This window comes from Kitasatospora sp. NPDC059160 (assembly GCF_042755465.1).
Classification (GTDB): domain Bacteria; phylum Actinomycetota; class Actinomycetes; order Streptomycetales; family Streptomycetaceae; genus Kitasatospora.
In genome coordinates this window covers 13,897-31,550 of the sequence record NZ_JBHZCN010000022.1, presented here as the reverse complement: position 1 = coordinate 31,550, position 17,654 = coordinate 13,897, and the positions used below count along the sequence as shown (strand labels likewise).

The window sequence follows — 17,654 nt, the reverse complement described above, 5'->3', positions numbered from 1 at the left end:
AGGGTAGCGCCATGGGCGGGCAACTGTGTCGGGCAACCGTGTCGGTCGATTGGGTCGGTCAACTTTGTCACCCGACAAACTTGGGTCTACCGTGGGAGGGGTCGCCCGGGCACCCGCCGGGCGCCCGTCCGTCCGCCGACCGCACCGCGAGGGGTCAGACCTTGGCCACGTACCTGTACCGACTGGGCCGTTACTGCTTCCGGAGAAGGCGCGCCGTGCTGGCCGTCTGGGTCGCGCTGCTGATCGTCGTGGGCGGGGCCGCGGGCGCCCTCGCGGGCAGCACCAGCGACGAGTTCAAGGTCCCCGGCACCGAGGCCCAGGCCACCCTGGATCGGATCAAGGACACCTTCCCCGAGCAGGGCCACGGCTCCGCCCAGGTGGTCTTCGCCGCCCCGGCGCCCGGCGGCATGGCCTCGCCCGAGGCGGGCAGGGCGGTCGGCGAGGCCGTCACCCGGATCGCCCACGTCCCCGGCGTGGCCGCGGTGCCCGACCCGTACGCCACCGGCGCGGTCTCCCCGGACGGCAGGGTCGCGATCGCGCTGGTCTCCTTCGACCACAAGCTCGCCGAGGTCACCGACCAGCAGCGGGACGCCGTCCGGGCCGCCGCCGAGCCCGCCCGCGCGGCCGGGCTGGAGGTGGCCTTCGGCGGCGACGCGTACAACAGGTTCGCCCAGATCGAGGGCGGCTCCGAGGCGGTCGGCCTGGTGGTGGCCGGGCTGGTGCTGGTGATCACCCTCGGCACCCTGGTCGCGGCCGGGCTGCCGCTGCTGACCGCGCTGGTCGGCGTCGCCGTCGCGATGGCCGGGCTGCTGGCGCTGACCGGCTCGTTCGAGATCATCACCACCGCGCCGGTGCTGGCCCTGATGGTCGGCCTCGCGGTCGGCATCGACTACGCCCTCTTCATCCTGTTCCGCCACCGCCGCCACCTGGCCGAGGGCCTGGAGCCCGAGGAGTCCGCGGCCCGGGCCACCGCGACCGCCGGCAGCGCCGTCGTCTTCGCCGGGCTGACCGTGGTCGTGGCGCTCGCCGGACTGGCCGTGGCCGGCGTCCCGTTCCTGACGGTGATGGGCCTGGCCGCCTCCGGCGCCGTCGTGGTGGCCGTCCTGGTCGCGATCACCCTGCTGCCCGCGGTGCTCGGCTTCACCGGCCGCGCGATCGACCGGCTGCCGGTCTGGAAGCGGGCGCTCACCACCCACGGCACGGTCACCCTCGGCGAGCGCTGGGCCCGCTTCGTGGTCCGCCGCCCGCTGCCCGTGCTGCTGGTCGGCCTGGCCGGACTGGGCGCCATGGCGGTGCCCGCCGCGAGCCTGGACCTCGGCCTGCCGGGCGGCGGCTCACAGGCCGTCGGAACGGACGCCCGCAAGGCGTACGACCTGGTCGGCGACGGCTTCGGCCCGGGCTTCAACGCGCCGCTGGTGGTGGTCGTCGACGCCCACGGCGCACCGCGCCCCGAGCAGGCCGTCCAGGAGGTGGCGGGCCGGCTCCAGGGCTTGAAGGGCGTGCAGACCCTGCTGCCCCCGAAGGTCGATACGGGCAGCGGCACCGCCCTGGTGCCGGTGATCCCGAGGACCGGCCCGGACCACCAGGACACCCGGGCACTGGTGAACGAGATCCGCGACCAGCGCGACGGCATCCGGGCCGCGACCGGCGCGAGCATCGCCGTCACCGGCACCACCGCCGCCAACATCGACGTCTCCACCAAGCTCGGCCAGGCCCTGCCGCCGTTCGTCGCGGTGATCGTCGGCATCGCCCTGGTGCTGCTGGCGCTGGCCTTCCGCTCGGTGCTGGTGCCGCTCAAGGCGGTGCTGGGCTTCCTGCTCAGCATCCTGGCCTCGCTCGGCGCGGTGGTAGCGGTCTACCAGTGGGGCTGGCTGGACGGCCTGGTCGACGTGCCCAAGGTCGGCCCGGTGGTCAGCTTCGTGCCGATCCTGCTGATCGGCGTGCTGTTCGGGCTGGCGATGGACTACGAGCTGTTCCTGGTCTCCGGGATGAAGGAGCAGTACGTCCACGGCAAGGCGCCGCGCGAGGCGGTCGTCGGCGGCGTGAAGGGCGGCGCCCGGGTGGTGACGGCGGCCGCGCTGATCATGGTCTCGGTGTTCGGGGCCTTCGTGTTCGGGCACGACCCGATCGTCCAGCCGATCGGCTTCGCCCTCGCGGTGGGCGTGCTGGTGGACGCCTTCGTGGTGCGGATGGCCCTGGTGCCGGCGGCGATGGCGCTGTTCGGCAAGGCGGCCTGGTGGTTCCCGAAGCGACTGGAGAAGGTCGTGCCGAAGGTCGACATGGAGGGCGAGCAGCTGATCGCCCGGCTGGAGCGGGAGCGCCGGTCGGCGAAGGAGCCCGCGGGGGTCTGACGGCCCGGCGGTGCCCGGCGGGATCCGACGTCCCGCCGGGCACCGTCACGTCCCGCCGGTCATCGTCACGTCGCGGCGGGCAGCCGCTGCTCGAACCAGACCACCTTGCCGGTGCCCAGCCGGGTGGCGCCCCAGCGGTCCGCGCACCGGGCCACTATCTGGAGCCCGCGCCCGCGTTCGTCCTCCGGACCGGTACGGCGCGGCCGCGGCAGCAGCGGGCTGTCGTCGCCGACCTCGCAGCGCAGCCGGGTGGTGCGCACCAGGCTCAGGGTGACCGGGCGGGTCGCGTGCTGGACGGCGTTGGTCACCAGCTCGCTGACCATCAGCTCGGTCGCCTCGCTCAGTTCGTCCAGCCCCCAGCGGCGCAGCGTGTGCGCGGCCAGCCGGCGGGCCCGGCCCGGCGTCTCGTTGCGCGGCTGCAGGTACCAGTGGGCGACGTCCCCGGCCGGGATGCCGTCGAAGCAGGCGCCCAGCAGGGCGATGTCGTCGCCGCGGTCCCCGGGCGGCAGGATCCGCAGCGCCTCCTGGCACAGCTGCTCGGGGGACTGCCAGCGGGCGGCCGCGATCCGCGCGCGGAGCACCTCCAGGCCGTCGCTGAGCGGGCGGGTGCGGGTCTCCACCAGGCCGTCGGTGAACAGCAGCAGCGCCGATCCGGGCGGCGCGGGCAGCTCGACCGAGTTGAAGTCCACCCCGCCGACCCCGATCGGCGCCCCGGAGTCCAGCTCCACCAACTCGGCCGTGCCGTCCGGGCGGACCAGTACCGGCGGGACGTGCCCGGCGTTGGCCAGCACGACCCGGTTGGCGATCGGGTCGTACACCGCGTACACGCAGGTGGCCAGGTGCTGTTCGCGGCCGAGCCGCTGGGCCTGTTCGTCCAGGTGGTAGAGCACCTCGTGCGGCGGCAGGTCGAGGGCGGCCAAGGTCTGGGCGCTGGTGCGGAGTTGGCCCATGATGGCGGCCGAGGTGAGCGAGTGGCCCATCACGTCGCCGACGATCAGGGCGACCCGGTTGCCGGGCAGCGGCACCGCGTCGTACCAGTCGCCGCCGACCTGGGCGCCGCGCTCGCCGGGCAGGTAGCGCTGGGCGAGCCGGACGCCGTGAGACTGCGGCAGCCGCAACGGCAGCATGCTGCGCTGGAGTTCGTTGGCTATCTCCCACTCGCGGGCGTACCGCAGCGCGGTGTCCACCGCCAGCCCCGCCTGGGTCGCCAGGTGCGCGGCGGTCGCGGTGTCCGCCGCGTCGAAGGCCGGCCGGCCGGTGCGTTCAGGGGGCCGGCGGATCAGCACCAGCAGACCGAGGACGGCCTTGCGGCCGCGCAGCGGAAGGGCCACCACCGAGGTGCCGGCCGCCAGCCGGGCCAGCCCGCGGGGGCCGTACACCTCGCGCAGCAGCGCCTCGGTGCGCTCGGCGGCGGGCGTGCCCAGGACGGCCGACTCGGCGGGGCGGCGGCTCAGCAGGATGTGCGCCAGCGCGCCGCCCCGGGTGACCGGGGTGGCCGGGCCGGTGTCCGCGGTCGAGCGGGAGCCGAAGCGCGAGCGGTGCCGGTCGTCCGCGCCGCTCTTGCGGCCGCGGCGGCCGATCCGGGTGCCGGTGCTGTGGTGGATCCGCAGCTCCTCGGGGAAGCCGGGCTCGCGCTCCACGTTGGGCAGCGGGTCGCGCAGGTGGACGACGGCGGCGTCGGCGAGGGTCGGGACCAGCACCCGGCCGATGTTGCGCAGGGTCGCGGCCAGGTCGAGGGCGCTGTTGATCCGCCGGGTCGCCGCGTCGAGGTAGGCGAGGCGGTCCGCCAGCCCGTCTGCCGCCCCGGTGCGGTCCGGCCGCGCCGTCGGAGGCTTCGCCGGGGCCACGGCCCTGACCGGTTCGTCCGGCCGGGCCGGGATCCGGACGCGCTGACCCGGGACGGCGGGCGGCTGCTCCGCCTCGGTCTTGAGCTGGTCGCGCACGGCTGCCTGTCCTGGATTCGGTGTGGTCGGGAGGTCTGGACGGTGAGCTGTTCTGGTCCTCTGGTCGGTCAGCCGACGCGTCGACAGCACAGGAACAGCTGTTCCTCCGGCGGCAGCGTGGTACTGGCCGGCGCGTACGGATGCCCCGAGCACTCCTCGACGGCGAAACCGGCCGCGACCAGAACCCGCTCCAGATCCTCCCTCAGATACCCACTGATCCGCAGCTCTCTGCCAAGGAACGGAAGCGGAACGTGATCCAGGTCCGCCTCGACCATACCGAGCACCAGCAGTCCGCCCGGCCGCAGGAGTTCGCGCAGCCGGCCGAGCACGGTCGGGATCTCGTCCTGCGGCAGCAGGATCAGTGAGAAGAACGCGGTGACGGCGGCGAAGGTGCCGCGGCCCGCCGCCCCCAGCGCGGGCACGCCCCACACCCGGTCGGCGCGCTCGGTGGCCAGATCGTACAGGTCGATGCGGTGGAACTCGGCCGGGTGCGCTCCCTCGATCCGAGCCCGGCGGGCCAGCGTCAGCATCACGTCCGAGAGGTCTATCCCGGTCACCCGCAGCCCGCCGGCGGTCAGCTGGCCCACGGTCGGCTCGCCGGTGCCGCAGCCCACGTCCAGCACCCGGGCGCCGGGTTCCAGCTCCGCGAGCAGCCGCCGCCCGCACTCCAGCTGGCCGTCCTTGGCGGGGAAGGCCTCGCCGTACCCGGCACCGATGGTGTCGAAGGCGACCGCCTGCAGGGCCCGGGCCGCCCGGCGTCGCCGCACGTCGGGGCCGTCCGGCCCGTCGTCGCCGGCGTCCTCGCCGACCGGGAACGCGTCGGATATCTGTCCGGTCGTCACGTTGAGAGGCACCCTTCCACCCGTGGCCTCCGGTCGGCTCCTCCGCAGCCTCCTGGGCCGCTGCCGGTGGCGGTACGTCACGCTCCCCGCATCACACAGACGGCCTGCACCCCGACACGTTGCCGGCAGACACTCGTGTGCGTACTGGCATCTGAGAATATGCGTGATCACTGCGCCATGGGGTCCCTTTCCGGCCAACTCGTCATGCTTGGGCCGATGTGGGACGGGTCCGCGGAAGCACGGGGGTGCGGGCCGGGTGGTGCGACCGGCCCCGCACGCCGCACAGCGCGCCGGGGCGGACGCCGCTGACCTGCGGTTTCACCGATCCGCAGGCTGACAATCGGACGTTTATCGAACGTCAATCGGCGAGGTGCACAGTAGGGACCAGCGCCGGGGAAGCGTTGAGGGCGCTCCCGCAGCCGGGGGGCTGCGGGAGCGCCGACGCGCGGATCGGGGGAGGTGCTCCGCGGGGGAGCGGAGGCCTCACGGCGCGGGGGGAGAAGAGAAGGGCTCGGTGTGCTGTCGGGAGATGAGGTCCGCCACGGGGGAGGCCTCCGGCACACCGAGCCGCGTGAAGATCGCGTGCGCCTCCTGCAGACAGGCGAGCCCGCGGGCCGGCTGGGCGAGGGCGAGCAAGGCCTCGCCGAGCGCGGCGTTGGCCAGGCCCTGGCAGTAGGCGGAACCCATGTCCTGCCCGATGGCGAGCGACTGACCCGCCGCGTCGGCGGCCTCGGCGTGCTCCTCGGCGACGAGCAGGGCGGAGGCCAGTCGGGCCAGCGTGTAGCCCTCCCAGAGCGGGTTGCGCTGGGACTGGTAGAGCTGGTGGGCCTCCCGTAGGTGCGGGACGGCCTCGCTGCCCGGGAGCACCACACCGAGCTGGTACAGCGTCTGGGCGAGCAGCGGGCCGTTGTCCGAGGTCCGTGCGGCGGCGACGCCCTCACCGGCGGACTGGACCGCGGTCTCGGTCATGCCCAGCCGGTGCTGGACCCGGGCGATGTTGCTGACGATGCGCGCCGCGCCGATGGAGGTGCCGACCGTCCGGTTGGCGGCGCGGGCCTGCTCCAGGAACGGCAGGGCCTCGGCCGGGCGGTTGCCCACGCTCAGGATCACGCCCAGCATGTTGGCCGCGGCCAGCTGCAGGACGGTCGGGTCGTCCGGTGCCTGGTGGTCGAGGCTGCGGCGCAGCGAGTGCTCGGCGTCCTGGAAGTCGCTGGTCGCGGACTGCAGGGTGCCGAGAGCGAAGTGGACCCGGGCGAGCGCGGCGCGGTCGCCGCGCTGCTCCGCCGCGCGGCCGACGTTCTCCAGGATCGGTCGTACCTGGGGGCCGTGGGTCGGGTCCGGGCCGAGGCCGTACAGCAGGATCAGCAGGTCGAGCGCCGCGTGCTGCGAGGCGACCGGCCCGTTCGCCGCCGCGGCCATGGCGTTGAGGAGCAGCGCGCCCTCGGTCCGGACCCAGTCCTGGGCGGAAGCGCTGGTGGGCAGGGCGAGCCCGGGTGAGGCGGGGTCGGTCAGCAGGTCGGACAGCGGGTCGTCCGGTTCGATGGTCTGGGCGGCGTTGCGCAGGGTCGGGATCAGCAGCTCCAGGAGCCGGTGCACCGCCCGCTCCTGCTCCGCGGTGTCCCCGATCCGCTCGTTCTTGCGCTGGGCGTAGAGCCGGAGCAGGTCGTGGTAGCGGTAGCGGCCGGGGGCGAAGCACTCCAGCATGTTCGCCTCGACGAGGGCCTCGGCGAGGTCCTCGGCGGTGTACTCGTCCACGCCGAGCAGCGCCGCGGCGGCGGCGAGCGGGATGTCGGGCGAGTCGATCAGGGCGAGGAGTCGAAAGGCGCGGGCCTCGTCCACGGACAGCTGTCCGTAGCCGAGCCCGATGGTGGTCTCCACGGCGAGGTTGCCGAGCTGGAGTTCGTCGAGCCGCCGCCGCTGGTCGGCTAACCGAGTGGCCAGGTCGGAGACGCTCCACCGGGGGCGACTGGCCAGCCGGGCGGCGGCGATGCGGACGGCCAGCGGGAGGAACCCGCAGGCGGTGACCACCTTCATGGCGGCCTCGGGCTCGGCGGCGACCCGCTGCTCGCCGACGATGGCCGAGAAGAGGGTCAGTGCCTCGGAAGGAGTCAGCTCCTCGACGTCGAACAGCTGGGCACCGTGGATGCCGGCCAGCCGGGACCGGCTGGTGGCGAGTACGGCGCAGCCGGACACCCCCGGGATGAGAGGCCGGATCTGTTCGGCGTCCCGGGCGTTGTCCAGCAGGATCAGCATGCGGCGGTTGGCGAGCAGCGACCGGTAGAGGGCAGCCCGCTGTTCGAGCGCGTCGGGGTTCTCGGTGACACCGAGGGCGTGGAGGAAGTCGCCCAGGACGACGGCCGGATCGGCCGGTGAGGCGCCTGCGCCGCGGAGGTCGACGTACAGCTGTCCGTCCGGGAACTCGGCGCGCACGCGGTGGGCGACGTGCACCGCGAGAGTGGTCTTCCCGACCCCACCGATGCCGGCCAGTGAAGTCACCACCACGGCCTGCCCGGTGGCGTTCATCAGGACTGCCGAGAGGTCCCCCACCAGCTCTGAGCGTCCGCTGAAATCCGAGACGTCCGCCGGGAGTTGGGCCGGGGCCGGGGGAGTTGTCGGGCCTTCCTTGCGAACCACGGCGACCGGGGCGGCGGGGACGGCGAGCGTGGGGTCGGCCGCGAGGATGCGGTTGTGCATCGAGGAGAGGCCGACACCCGGTTCGACCCCGAGCTCCTCGATCAGCAGTTTGCGGGTGTCGGTGTAGACACCGAGCGCCTCCGCCTGCCGTCCGCAGCGGTAGAGCGCCAGCATCAGCAGCTCGCGCAGGCGCTCGCGGAGCGGATGCTCGGCGGTCAGGTTGTTGAGCTCGCCGACGACCTCGGCGTGCAGGCCGATGTCGAGGGCGGCGGCGCACAGGTCCTCGGAGGCGGCGACCTGACGTTCGGACAGCCGCAGTCGCTGGGCGTCCGCGTACGGGCCCGGGACACCGGTGAGCGGGCGGCCGCTGAACAGGTCCAGGGCCTGGGCCAGCAGCCGGTGCGCCTCGGCCTTGTCGCCCGAGGAACGGGCGGTCGCGGCCTCGGCGGAGAGCCTCTCGAAGACCGACAGGTCGAGGGACTCGCCCGGGATCCGCAGGGCGTAGCCGTCGGCGACGGAGACGAGCAACTCGGCGGGGCGGCGCACCTCCCGGCGGGGCTCGATGACGGAGCGAAGCCGGGAGACGTAGGTGCGCAGCGCTGCCACGGCCTGGGTCGGGGGGCGGTCACCCCAGAGCGCGTCGACCAGGTCCTGGGTGGTGACCGGGCGTCCGGAGTGCAGCAGGAGGGTGGTCAGAACGGCTTGTTGTTGAGGGGATCCGAGAGAGAGGGGTTTCCCGTCGAGCCAGGCCTGGACCGGACCGAGGACTTGGAAGCGCAGCGCAGGTGCCTGCGGCGTCTCCCGAAACTCCATGAAGTCCCCCGATGGCCTGTCGTGTCGATTCTGTGAAAGGGCGCTCGGCGGTCCGCCGTGGTGGCTCAGCTTAGGCGGACGCCCGACTCTGCCGGGCGGCACGGCAAGCCGCACAGTGTTTATCGGACATTTAATCAACCCTACGATACTGTCCGCGCGCCCGCGCCACGGAGGTCGGGCTGAACACATTTGATGACCGAAAGGCGGCCGCCCAATGGCCAACGACCAGAGCGAGACCACGGTGCCGGTGACGCCCGAGAACGCGGCGCAGACCGGCGCCCCGGCCGCCGCTGTGGAGGCCGGCAAGGCTGTCGAGGGTGCGGTCGCCGCGTCCTCGAACCCCACCGGGTACACCGCACCGACCGACGCGGACAAGGCCGCGTTCGAGAACGGCTCGTTCGGCGACGAGGGGCAGTACGTGGGCGAGCCCGCGCCGTCGACCACCGGCGGGCCGGACACCCCGCGCAAGCCGGAGAGCATCATCGGCGGGCACCCGTAAGCAGCCCCCGCCCGGCGGTGCCCCCGCGTCCCCGTCCGGGCGCGGGGGCACTTCTGGTTCTGTGCGTGCCAATTCGTGTGCGGGCCCATCGGGTGGCCGATTCCCGCCCTCGATGCACGCATGGTGACCGCCGTTATCCGTAACGTGCCCGGCGGCGGGCCCCGGGCGTTCCGGAATTCCGGATTCACCGGGGGGATTACCCGGGTCCGAATGCCGTGGTTTGCGTGGATTTTGCCGCAATTACCGGGGCTGATCGCATTCAGCCGAATCGCGGGGCTCGGGGGCGGGTGAGACGTGGTTCGGTTCGGCCGTCCATTCGCGGCCGCCGTGCTCGGGGCGCAGGTAGTGCTCGCCGCCGATGGTTCCCATGTAGATACCGGTGCGTCCGGTCCTCCGGTCGAGGACGAGGTCACCCACCTGTGGCCGGTAGGCCTTGGCGTTGCGCTGTCGGGTGCTCACCTCACCGCTCCTTCGCTCTGTCGCGACTGGCCAGCATCTCTAGAGAAGCTAATATCTCTAGAGATGTCAACGGTCGTATCTCCTTACCGGCGGCCGCGGGCGCGCCTAGGATTGTCCGAGGGAGAGGGAGCGCGATGACCGGCAGCAGTGGCGACAAACAGCCCAAGTACCAGCGGATCGCCGACTCCCTCAAGGCTGCCATCGACGGCGGCCGCTACGGCGCGGGGGACCGGCTGCCCGGCGAGAACGACCTGATGGACGAGTACGGCGTGGCCCGGATGACGGCCCGTCAGGCGCTCGGCGTGCTGCAGAGCGAGGGCATCGCGGAGGCCCGCAAGGGGTCCGGGGTGTTCGTCCGGGACTTCCGGCCGCTGCGCCGGCGCGGCATCCAGCGGCTGGCGCAGGGGCAGTGGGGCTCCGGCCGGTCGATATGGTCCGCGGACATCGACAACCGCAGCCTGGTGGTCGACCAGGTCTCGGTCACCGAGCAGGGCGCGCCCGAGCACGTGGCCCGGGTGCTCGGGGTGGAGCCGGGCGTCCCGATGTGCGTGCGGCACCGCCGCTTCGTCCTGGACGGCAAGCCGGTGCTGCTCTCCACCTCCTACCTGCCGGCCGTCCTGGTCGCCGGCACCGCGATCACCCGCGAGGACACCGGCCCCGGCGGCACCTACGCCCGGCTGGCCGAGATCGGCGCCAAGCCCGTGCACTTCCGCGAGGAGGTCCGCTCCCGGATGCCCGCCGCCGAGGAGGCCACCCGCCTCGAACTCTCCGCCGGCACCCCGGTGATCCTGATCTGCCGCACCGCCTTCGCCGACGAGGGCCAGGTCGTCGAACTCAACGAGATGATCCTCGACGCCGCCTCCTACGTCCTGGAGTACGACTTCGACGCCTGAGCCCCGCCGGAGGCGAGCCGGGACGGCTTCTGCTACTGGTAGTGGTAGCGGGCCTTGAGGATCTTCACTTCCTTCTCGTCGGCGCGGTACACCAGGCGGTGTTCGTCGTCGATCCGGCGTGACCAGTAGCCCGCCAGATCGCCCTTCAACGGTTCGGGTTTGCCGATTCCGGCGAAGGGGTCGCGCTGGATCTCACCGACCAGACGGGCGATCCGCTGAGCCATCTTCCGGTTCGAACCGAGCCAGAAGAGGAAGTCCTCCCAGGCGTCCGGGTCGAAGTGGACACTCCTCACACCTCACCTGCCAGAGCTTCCAGTTCCTCCGGCGTCCTGGTGAGGTCGGAGGCGCCGCTCCTGTCGCGGGCGACTGCCGCCATGAGCCGCTGGGCGTTGGCGGGGGAACGCAGAAGGTAGATCGTCTCCTGCCAGGCGTCGTAGTCCTCGGCGGACATGAGGACCGCGTCCCCGCTCTTGGAGGTGATTCTTATCGGGGCGTGGTCGTCGTTGACCTTCTTGATCAGCGGGAACAGTTGGGTGCGCGCCTCGCTCGCACTGATCGCCATGGTCAAGCCTCCGAGCTCGTACCGGAACGTGGTACTGCCATGGTACGAGGTTTCCGTACCACCGGCCAAAGCATTGTGACCATGCGGAACCGCCCCGGGCGCGAGGGCGGCCGGGGCGGTTCGGGGGTGTGCGGGGGTGTTCCGCCGGGGGTTACTCCTTGGAGCGGATCCGCAGGTTGGTGATCAGCGGGCCCTCGGTGGTCTCGCGGAAGAAGTCGTTGCCCTTGTCGTCGACGACGATGAAGGCCGGGAAGTCCTCGACCTCGATGCGCCAGACGGCCTCCATGCCGAGCTCGGCGTACTCCAGCACCTCGACCTTCTTGATGCAGTCCTGGGCGAGGCGGGCGGCCGGGCCGCCGATGGAGCCGAGGTAGAAGCCGCCGTGGGCGGCGCAGGCGTCGGTGACCTGCTTGCTGCGGTTGCCCTTGGCGAGCATGACCATGGAGCCGCCGGCGGCCTGGAACTGGTCGACGTAGGAGTCCATCCGGCCGGCCGTGGTGGGGCCGAAGGAGCCGGAGGCGTAGCCCTCGGGGGTCTTGGCCGGGCCGGCGTAGTAGACCGGGTGGTCCTGGAGGTACTTGGGCATGCCCTCGCCGGCGTCCAGGCGCTCCTTGATCTTGGCGTGGGCGATGTCGCGGGCGACGACGAGCGTGCCGGTGAGCGAGAGCCGGGTCTTGACCGGGTACTTCGACAGCTCGGCGCGGATCGCGGGCATCGGCTGGTCGAGGTCGATGCGCACCACGTCGTCGTCGAGGTGCTCGTCGGTGGTGTCCGGCAGGTACTTCGCCGGGTCGGTCTCCAGCTGCTCCAGGAAGACGCCCTCGGCGGTGATCTTGCCGAGAGCCTGGCGGTCGGCGGAGCAGGAGACGGCCATCGCGACGGGCAGCGAGGCGCCGTGGCGGGGGAGGCGGACCACGCGGACGTCGTGGCAGAAGTACTTGCCGCCGAACTGGGCGCCGATGCCGATCTTCTGGGTCAGCTCGGTGACCTTGGCCTCCAGCTCCAGGTCGCGGAAGCCGTGCCCGGTCCTGGCGTTGCCCTCGGTCGGCAGGTTGTCCAGGTAGTGCGCCGAGGCGTACTTGGCGGTCTTGAGCGCGAACTCGGCGCTGGTGCCGCCGATCACGATGGCCAGGTGGTACGGCGGGCAGGCGGCGGTGCCGAGGGAGCGGATCTTCTGCTCCAGGAACGAGAGCATGCTGGCCTCGTTCAGGATGGCCTTGGTCTCCTGGTACAGGTACGACTTGTTGGCCGAGCCGCCGCCCTTGGCCATGAAGAGGAACTTGTACGCGTCGCCGTCGGTGGCGTACAGCTCGATCTGGGCCGGCAGGTTGTTGCCGGTGTTCTTCTCGTCCCACATGGTCACCGGGGCCATCTGGGAGTAGCGCAGGTTGAGCTTGGTGTACGCGTCGTACACGCCGCGCGCGATGGCGGACTCGTCGGCGCCGGGGGTGAGCACGTTCTGGCCGCGCTTGCCCATGACGATGGCGGTGCCGGTGTCCTGGCACATCGGCAGGATGCCGCCGGCCGAGATGTTGACGTTCTTGAGCAGGTCGAGCGCGACGAAGCGGTCGTTCGGGCTGGCCTCCGGGTCGTCCAGGATGCGGCGCAGCTGGGCGAGGTGGGCGGGGCGCAGGTAGTGCGAGATGTCGTGCATCGCCTCGGCGGTGAGCAGGCGCAGCGCCTCGGGCTCGACCTGGAGGAAGGTGCGGCCGCCGGCCTCGAAGGTGGAGACACCCTCGGAGGTGAGCTTGCGGTACGGGGTCGGGTCAGCGCCCAGGGGGAGCAGGTCGCTGTACTCGAAGTCTGGCGTGGGAGCCATCGGGGCGGTCCTTAGGGGTCCAGTGGTCCGGCTGCGTCGGCGAAGCACCATCCAGGGTAGGACCCGGCTGCGGGACGCATGCGGACAGGTCAGCCTTGCGTGACGGGGCTCACTCGGCCAGGAGTGCGAGCGACTAGGCTTGGCCCGTGAACAACACGCCGGACAACACGCCGGAGAACTCGCCGTCGCAGGACGTTCCGGGGCAGCCGCCGGTGTCGGCGCCCGTTCCCCTGACCAAGCCCGAACCCGAGTCGCGGCCCGCCGCGGTGCCCGCCCCGGTGGCCGCAGCGGTGCCCGCCCCGGCGGCCGCCCCGCGGACGTCGCACGCCCCGGTGGCGGACGCGGACATGCGGGTCTCGGACGCCGACCGCGAGCGGATCGCGGAACTGCTGCGGGACGCCTACGCCGAGGGGCGGCTGGACGCGGAGGAGCACGCCGAGCGGATCGGGGCCGCGTACGCCGCCAAGACCTTCGGCGACCTGGTCCCGCTGACCAGGGACCTGCCCGCGCACCGTTCGGTGTCCTTCGACAAGCCGCCGCTGGGCGCCGAGGCACCGGCCCCCGCGCCCGCCAGGCCGCTGCCGCCGGCGCGGCACGAGGCGCCGTCGGTGGTGGCGATCTTCGGCGGTGCCTCCCGCAAGGGCCGCTGGCGGGTGGGCTCGCACCTGACGGCCTTCACCGCGTTCGGCGGGGTGGAGATCGACCTCACCGACGCCGTCTTCGAGTCCCCCGAGGTGGAGATCACGGTGACGGCGGTCTTCGGCGGGGTCGACATCCGGGTGCCGGAGAACGTGACCCTGCTCGGTTCCGGGGTGGGCATCTTCGGCGGTTTCGACGTCCGGGAGCAGACCGCGGCGGACCCGTACGCTCCGGTCGTGCGGGTCAAGGGCCTTGCCCTGTTCGGCGGTTGCGAGGCCAAGCCGCGCCGGGGCAAGAAGATCAAGGAGTGGGTGCGCAAGCAACTCGGGACGGAATAGCCCGAATCGACCTGCCGAGTGCCCGGTCGGGGATCAACTCCCGGTCGGGCACTCGGCGTTGTGCCCGGTGCACTCCGTAGTCGATTGCGTGCAGTGTGCATGAATCGCGGCCGGACGGGGTAGTTCCTTCCGCACATCGCTTCTTGTACGGCTGTGCACCGGAGGCGGCCCAGCGGCCGCCCCGGGCGTTGGACAGCGGGGGCTCGCAGCCGGGCAGGGGAGCGAGGTTCCCCGTGTCCGAGAGCCTCGTCAGGAGTACGGCCGTGCTGCATCCGATCGAGTCCCGCACCACCTCGCCAGTCGCCGCCGCCCAGTTGCTGGAGCGCCGTCCGGCCGTCCCCCCGCAGCCGCAGCCCCCGAGCGGTACGGCGGGTCAGGCCGCGGGTGAGGACAATCCGTGGCACACCGGTGCGGCCTGTCGGCGGGACGAGGTGGGGCTGTTCTTCGCGCCCTCGAAGGAGCCGACGGCGGCCCGGCTGTCGCGGGAGGAGCAGGCCAAGCAGGTGTGCGCCCGCTGCCCGGTGCTGCTGGAGTGTCGCGAGCACGCCCTCGCCCAGCCGGAGCCGTACGGGGTCTGGGGCGGGCTGACGGCCGCCGAGCGGCGGGTGGTGCTGGCCCGGCGCCGCCGCCGGGACGCGGAGCTGCGCGAGGCGGCCCGGGTGGCCACGGCCGGGCGCCGGATAGCGGGTTGACGGCGGGCCGAAGACCCGCGGCCGCGGTCGCCGCGCGACCGCCGCGGCGACGAGCGGGACCGGTACGCCGCGCGGCCCCGGCGGAGGGGGGATCCCGCCGGGGCCGCGCGTTCGGACAACCGCTTCCGGGCCGGGTCAGTTGGCCCGGTCGAAGTCGATCGCGCTGTAGGCCCGCAGCTTCGACAGCTTGTGGACCGAGTTGATCTCGCGGATGGTGCCGCTCTTGGAGCGCATCACCAGCGAGCTGGTGGTGGCGGTCTCCGAGCGGTAGTGCACGCCGCGCAGCAGCTCGCCGTCGGTGATGCCGGTGGCGACGAAGAACACGTTCTCGCCGCTGACCAGGTCGTTGGTGGTGAGCACCCGGTCCAGGTCGTGCCCGGCGTCGAGGGCCTTCTGCCGCTCGGCCGCGTCCTTGGGCCAGAGCCGGCCCTGGATGACGCCGCCCATGCACTTCATCGCGCAGGCCGCGATGATGCCCTCGGGGGTGCCGCCGACGCCCAGCAGCAGGTCCACGCCGGTGCCCTCGCGGGCGGTCATGATGGCGCCGGCCACGTCGCCGTCGGTGATGAACTTGATCCGGGCGCCCGCCTCGCGGATCTCCCGGACCAGGCCGTCGTGGCGCGGACGGTCGAGCACCATCACGGTGACGTCCTCGACGGCGCTGCCCTTGGCCTTGGCGACCCGGCGGATGTTGACGGCCGCCGGGGCGGTGATGTCGACGTAGTCGGCGGCCTCGGGGCCGCAGACCAGCTTGTCCATGTAGAACACGGCGCTGGGGTCGAACATGGTGCCGCGGTCGGCGACGGCCAGCACGGCGACGGCGTTGGCCATGCCCTTGGCGGTCAGCGTGGTGCCGTCCACCGGGTCGACCGCGACGTCGCACTCGGCGCCGGTGCCGTCGCCGACCCGCTCGCCGTTGTAGAGCATCGGGGCTTCGTCCTTCTCGCCCTCGCCGATGACGACGACGCCGTTCATCGAGACGGTCGAGACGAGGGTGCGCATGGCCTTCACGGCGGCGCCGTCGGCCCCGTTCTTGTCGCCACGGCCGACCCACCGGCCGGCGGCCATCGCGGCCGCCTCGGTGACCCGGACGAGTTCGAGCGCGAGGTTCCGGTCCGGAGCCTCGGGCGCGACCTCCAGGGCACTGGGAAGGTGGTGCGGGTACTGCGTGGTCATCGTCGTTACCTCTCTGTACGCGACGGCCAGTGAGCGCCCGACTACTGCCAGGTCGAACGCCGTGGTGAGGGTAGTGCGATCGTATCTGCCCACGAGATGACTGTCTGTGGCGCGGGTCGCCACCCCGGGCGGAAGGCCCCGGTTCGTCCCGGTTCACCCGTACGTGCACACCCCGGGTGGCCGGGCCGTTGTGTGGATGAGTCACCATGGGTGGGTGGCTGCAGAGAGCAAGGGCATGAGGGGTCGGCAGACCGTACGGGACATGGTCCTGTCGATGCTGGCGGTCGGTTTCGTCGTCTGGATCGGTTACCTGTTCCTCCCGCACGACGCGAACGGCGATCCGGTGCACGTGGTCGCCTACAAGGTCGAGGCGGCCTCGGCGAAGCGCGCCGCGCCGTACCCGCTGCTGTCCCCGGAGGGGCTGTCCGACAAGTGGCGGGCCACCTCGGTCAGCTACACGCCGGCCGCCATCAACAACGGCAAGGGCAACGCCTGGCACCTGGGCTTCGTGACGCCCTCCGGCCAGTACGCGGCGGTCGAGCAGGCCGACGTCCCGCGCGAGAAGCTGCTCGCCGACAAGGTCGCGGGCGCCCAGCCGGACGGCACCGCGGACGCCGCCGGGCGCACCTGGGACCGGGTGCAGGGCGACAAGGCCCGCGCGCTGGCCGTCCAGACCGGTTCGGCCACCACCATGATCACCGGCACCGCCTCCTACGAGGAGATGGCCGAGCTGGCCCAGGCGCTCAAGTAGCGCGGGGCCCTGCCCGGGCGCGCAGGCCCCCGGCGCCCCTCGGACACGCGGAAGGGCCCGCACCGGTACGAACCGGTGCGGGCCCTTCGCCGTCGCGGGGTGCGATCAGACCGTGGTGACGACCTGGTCGTACTCCAGGCGCGGGGAGCGCGGGAACCAGGCCTCGTCGCCCGGCTTGCCGATGTTGACCACGGCCAGCACCGAGTGCTCGCCGTCGCCGAAGAACTCCTTGTTGAGGCCCTCGGCGTCGAAGCCGGTCATCGGGCCGGCGGCCAGGCCGGCGGCGCGCACGCCGATGATGAAGTACGCGGCCTGCAGGGCGCCGTTCAGCGCGGCGGAGCGCTCACGGGTGGCGCGCTCGGAGAAGAACACGTCCTTGGCCTGCGGGAAGTGCGGGAACTGGGTCGGCAGCTCCTCGTGGAACTCGTTGTCCGCGGCCAGGATGGCGACCAGCGGGGCGGTGGAGGTCTTGGCCTTGTTGCCGTCCGCCAGGTGCTGGACGAGGCGCTCGCGGCCCTCGGCGGAGCGGACCAGGACGACGCGCAGCGGCTGCTGGTTGAAGGCGGTCGGGCCGAACTTGACCAGGTCGTAGATGGCCTGGACCTGTTCCTCGGTGACCGGCTCGTCGGTGAAGGTGTTCGCGGTGCGGGCCTCGCGGAACAGCAGGTCCTGAGCGGCGGCGTCGAGTACCAGGGCGTCGGTGGTCATGCTTCTGCACCTCATGCGGGAGGGGGGTTCGTCGGTGTGACCGGCGGAGCCGATCAGTTCCTCCAACATAGGTGAAGATTCAACGATTCCCCAAGCCCTTGTGAGCTGCCTCACAGGGCGGGCCGCACTGCGCCCGGGCTCTGCGCCTGGGCTCTGCGCCCGGGCTCTGCGCCTGGGCTCGTGCGCCCGGGCCGTGCGCCTGGGCTCGTGGGCGGGGCTCGGTCACTCCCCGCCCGGGCCCGCGCCCTCCTCGGCGGCCAGCGCGGCGTCCAGTCGGGCCCGGGCGCCGTCCAGCCAGCGCTGGCAGACCTTCGCCAGCTGCTCGCCACGCTCCCACAGGGCCAGCGACTCCTCAAGGGAGGTGCCGCCGTTCTCCAGCTGCCGGACCACGTCCAGCAGCGCGTCCCGGGCGTGCTCGTAGCCCAGCGCGTCGTCCGGGGTCGGCGCCGCCGCGTCCTGCTGCTCCTGCTGCTCTGCCATGCGTGCCAGCGTAGGGGCTGGCGCCGACAGGGGCGGGTTCCACCGGTCGAAACCC

16 protein-coding genes are annotated in these 17,654 nt (G+C 72.6%); 6 read left to right on the top strand and 10 right to left on the bottom strand.

What is annotated here, in order from left to right; translation table 11 throughout:
- Positions 1 to 161 precede the first annotated feature (161 nt).
- The gene (locus ACFXOZ_RS12020) at positions 162 to 2,351 is read left to right on the top strand and encodes an MMPL family transporter (protein WP_380589670.1); all 2,190 of its coding nucleotides are present in this window, start codon (positions 162 to 164) and stop codon (positions 2,349 to 2,351) included.
- Between the two features lie 65 nt (positions 2,352 to 2,416).
- Here ACFXOZ_RS12020 and ACFXOZ_RS12015 read toward each other — a convergent pair whose 3' ends face one another.
- From ACFXOZ_RS12015 to ACFXOZ_RS12005, 3 genes are all read right to left on the bottom strand, one after another.
- Positions 2,417 to 4,294 carry a SpoIIE family protein phosphatase gene (locus ACFXOZ_RS12015; protein WP_375884632.1) on the bottom strand — a complete coding sequence of 626 codons (1,878 nt, stop codon included), beginning with the start codon at positions 4,292 to 4,294 and terminating at the stop codon, positions 2,417 to 2,419.
- A 68-nt stretch (positions 4,295 to 4,362) separates the two neighbouring features.
- Positions 4,363 to 5,061 carry a class I SAM-dependent methyltransferase gene (locus ACFXOZ_RS12010; protein WP_380589743.1) on the bottom strand — a complete coding sequence of 233 codons (699 nt, stop codon included), beginning with the start codon at positions 5,059 to 5,061 and terminating at the stop codon, positions 4,363 to 4,365.
- Between the two features lie 558 nt (positions 5,062 to 5,619).
- Entirely contained in the window at positions 5,620 to 8,583 is a 2,964-nt protein-coding gene (locus ACFXOZ_RS12005) for a BTAD domain-containing putative transcriptional regulator (RefSeq protein ID WP_375884634.1), read from the bottom strand.
- Positions 8,584 to 8,797: 214 nt separating this feature from the next.
- Here ACFXOZ_RS12005 and ACFXOZ_RS12000 point away from each other — a divergent pair, with 214 nt between their 5' ends.
- Positions 8,798 to 9,082: a hypothetical protein gene (locus ACFXOZ_RS12000; RefSeq protein ID WP_375884636.1), complete on the top strand. Its 285-nt coding sequence runs from the start codon at positions 8,798 to 8,800 to the stop codon at positions 9,080 to 9,082.
- A gap of 240 nt (positions 9,083 to 9,322) precedes the next feature.
- Here ACFXOZ_RS12000 and ACFXOZ_RS11995 read toward each other — a convergent pair whose 3' ends face one another.
- The gene (locus tag ACFXOZ_RS11995; protein ID WP_375884638.1) at positions 9,323 to 9,541 is read right to left on the bottom strand and encodes a hypothetical protein; all 219 of its coding nucleotides are present in this window, start codon (positions 9,539 to 9,541) and stop codon (positions 9,323 to 9,325) included.
- A gap of 134 nt (positions 9,542 to 9,675) precedes the next feature.
- Here ACFXOZ_RS11995 and ACFXOZ_RS11990 point away from each other — a divergent pair, with 134 nt between their 5' ends.
- On the top strand, positions 9,676 to 10,434 hold the full coding sequence (locus tag ACFXOZ_RS11990) for a GntR family transcriptional regulator (protein WP_375884641.1): 759 nt from the start codon (positions 9,676 to 9,678) through the stop codon (positions 10,432 to 10,434).
- Positions 10,435 to 10,466: 32 nt separating this feature from the next.
- Here ACFXOZ_RS11990 and ACFXOZ_RS11985 read toward each other — a convergent pair whose 3' ends face one another.
- The 3 genes from ACFXOZ_RS11985 to ACFXOZ_RS11975 form a co-directional block, all read right to left on the bottom strand.
- A complete protein-coding gene (locus ACFXOZ_RS11985; RefSeq protein ID WP_380401831.1) occupies positions 10,467 to 10,727 on the bottom strand; it encodes a Txe/YoeB family addiction module toxin in 261 nt (86 codons plus the stop codon).
- Entirely contained in the window at positions 10,724 to 10,996 is a 273-nt protein-coding gene (locus tag ACFXOZ_RS11980) for a type II toxin-antitoxin system Phd/YefM family antitoxin (RefSeq protein ID WP_380527840.1), read from the bottom strand. Before ACFXOZ_RS11980 ends, ACFXOZ_RS11985 begins: the two co-directional genes overlap by 4 nt.
- Before the next feature lie 151 nt (positions 10,997 to 11,147).
- Complete coding sequence (locus tag ACFXOZ_RS11975) at positions 11,148 to 12,815, bottom strand: fumarate hydratase (RefSeq protein WP_380589666.1); 1,668 nt, start codon at positions 12,813 to 12,815, stop codon at positions 11,148 to 11,150.
- Positions 12,816 to 12,961: 146 nt separating this feature from the next.
- Here ACFXOZ_RS11975 and ACFXOZ_RS11970 point away from each other — a divergent pair, with 146 nt between their 5' ends.
- Both ACFXOZ_RS11970 and ACFXOZ_RS11965 read left to right on the top strand, forming a co-directional pair.
- Positions 12,962 to 13,792 (top strand): DUF1707 domain-containing protein, encoded by an 831-nt coding sequence (locus ACFXOZ_RS11970; protein WP_375884646.1) that lies wholly within the window; start codon positions 12,962 to 12,964, stop codon positions 13,790 to 13,792.
- Between the two features lie 314 nt (positions 13,793 to 14,106).
- Positions 14,107 to 14,484 carry a WhiB family transcriptional regulator gene (locus ACFXOZ_RS11965; protein ID WP_375884878.1) on the top strand — a complete coding sequence of 126 codons (378 nt, stop codon included), beginning with the start codon at positions 14,107 to 14,109 and terminating at the stop codon, positions 14,482 to 14,484.
- A gap of 135 nt (positions 14,485 to 14,619) precedes the next feature.
- On the opposite strand, the gene glpX is transcribed toward ACFXOZ_RS11965, so the two are convergent.
- Positions 14,620 to 15,660 (bottom strand): class II fructose-bisphosphatase, encoded by a 1,041-nt coding sequence (gene glpX / locus ACFXOZ_RS11960; protein ID WP_375884648.1) that lies wholly within the window; start codon positions 15,658 to 15,660, stop codon positions 14,620 to 14,622.
- Between the two features lie 214 nt (positions 15,661 to 15,874).
- Here glpX and ACFXOZ_RS11955 point away from each other — a divergent pair, with 214 nt between their 5' ends.
- Positions 15,875 to 16,411, top strand: a complete 537-nt coding sequence (locus ACFXOZ_RS11955; protein ID WP_375884650.1) for a DUF4245 domain-containing protein — start codon at positions 15,875 to 15,877, stop codon at positions 16,409 to 16,411.
- 105 nt (positions 16,412 to 16,516) lie between these two features.
- Here the strand turns inward: ACFXOZ_RS11955 and ACFXOZ_RS11950 are convergent, their stop codons facing one another.
- Both ACFXOZ_RS11950 and ACFXOZ_RS11945 read right to left on the bottom strand, forming a co-directional pair.
- Entirely contained in the window at positions 16,517 to 17,119 is a 603-nt protein-coding gene (locus tag ACFXOZ_RS11950) for a malonic semialdehyde reductase (RefSeq protein ID WP_375884653.1), read from the bottom strand.
- 222 nt (positions 17,120 to 17,341) lie between these two features.
- A complete protein-coding gene (locus tag ACFXOZ_RS11945) occupies positions 17,342 to 17,599 on the bottom strand; it encodes an exodeoxyribonuclease VII small subunit (RefSeq protein ID WP_375884656.1) in 258 nt (85 codons plus the stop codon).
- Positions 17,600 to 17,654 lie beyond the last annotated feature (55 nt).

What these genes read in the sequence shown, in the direction of transcription:
- ACFXOZ_RS12000 (WP_375884636.1), top strand. Translation starts at nt 8,798, where the DNA reads ATGGCCAACGACCAGAGCGAGACCACGGTGCCGGTGACGCCCGAGAAC.
- ACFXOZ_RS11975 (WP_380589666.1), bottom strand. Translation starts at nt 12,815, where the DNA reads ATGGCTCCCACGCCAGACTTCGAGTACAGCGACCTGCTCCCCCTGGGC.
- ACFXOZ_RS11945 (WP_375884656.1), bottom strand. Translation starts at nt 17,599, where the DNA reads ATGGCAGAGCAGCAGGAGCAGCAGGACGCGGCGGCGCCGACCCCGGAC.
- ACFXOZ_RS12005 (WP_375884634.1), bottom strand. Translation starts at nt 8,583, where the DNA reads ATGGAGTTTCGGGAGACGCCGCAGGCACCTGCGCTGCGCTTCCAAGTC.
- ACFXOZ_RS11990 (WP_375884641.1), top strand. Translation starts at nt 9,676, where the DNA reads ATGACCGGCAGCAGTGGCGACAAACAGCCCAAGTACCAGCGGATCGCC.
- ACFXOZ_RS11950 (WP_375884653.1), bottom strand. Translation starts at nt 17,119, where the DNA reads ATGACCACCGACGCCCTGGTACTCGACGCCGCCGCTCAGGACCTGCTG.
- ACFXOZ_RS11980 (WP_380527840.1), bottom strand. Translation starts at nt 10,996, where the DNA reads ATGGCGATCAGTGCGAGCGAGGCGCGCACCCAACTGTTCCCGCTGATC.
- glpX (WP_375884648.1), bottom strand. Translation starts at nt 15,660, where the DNA reads ATGACCACGCAGTACCCGCACCACCTTCCCAGTGCCCTGGAGGTCGCG.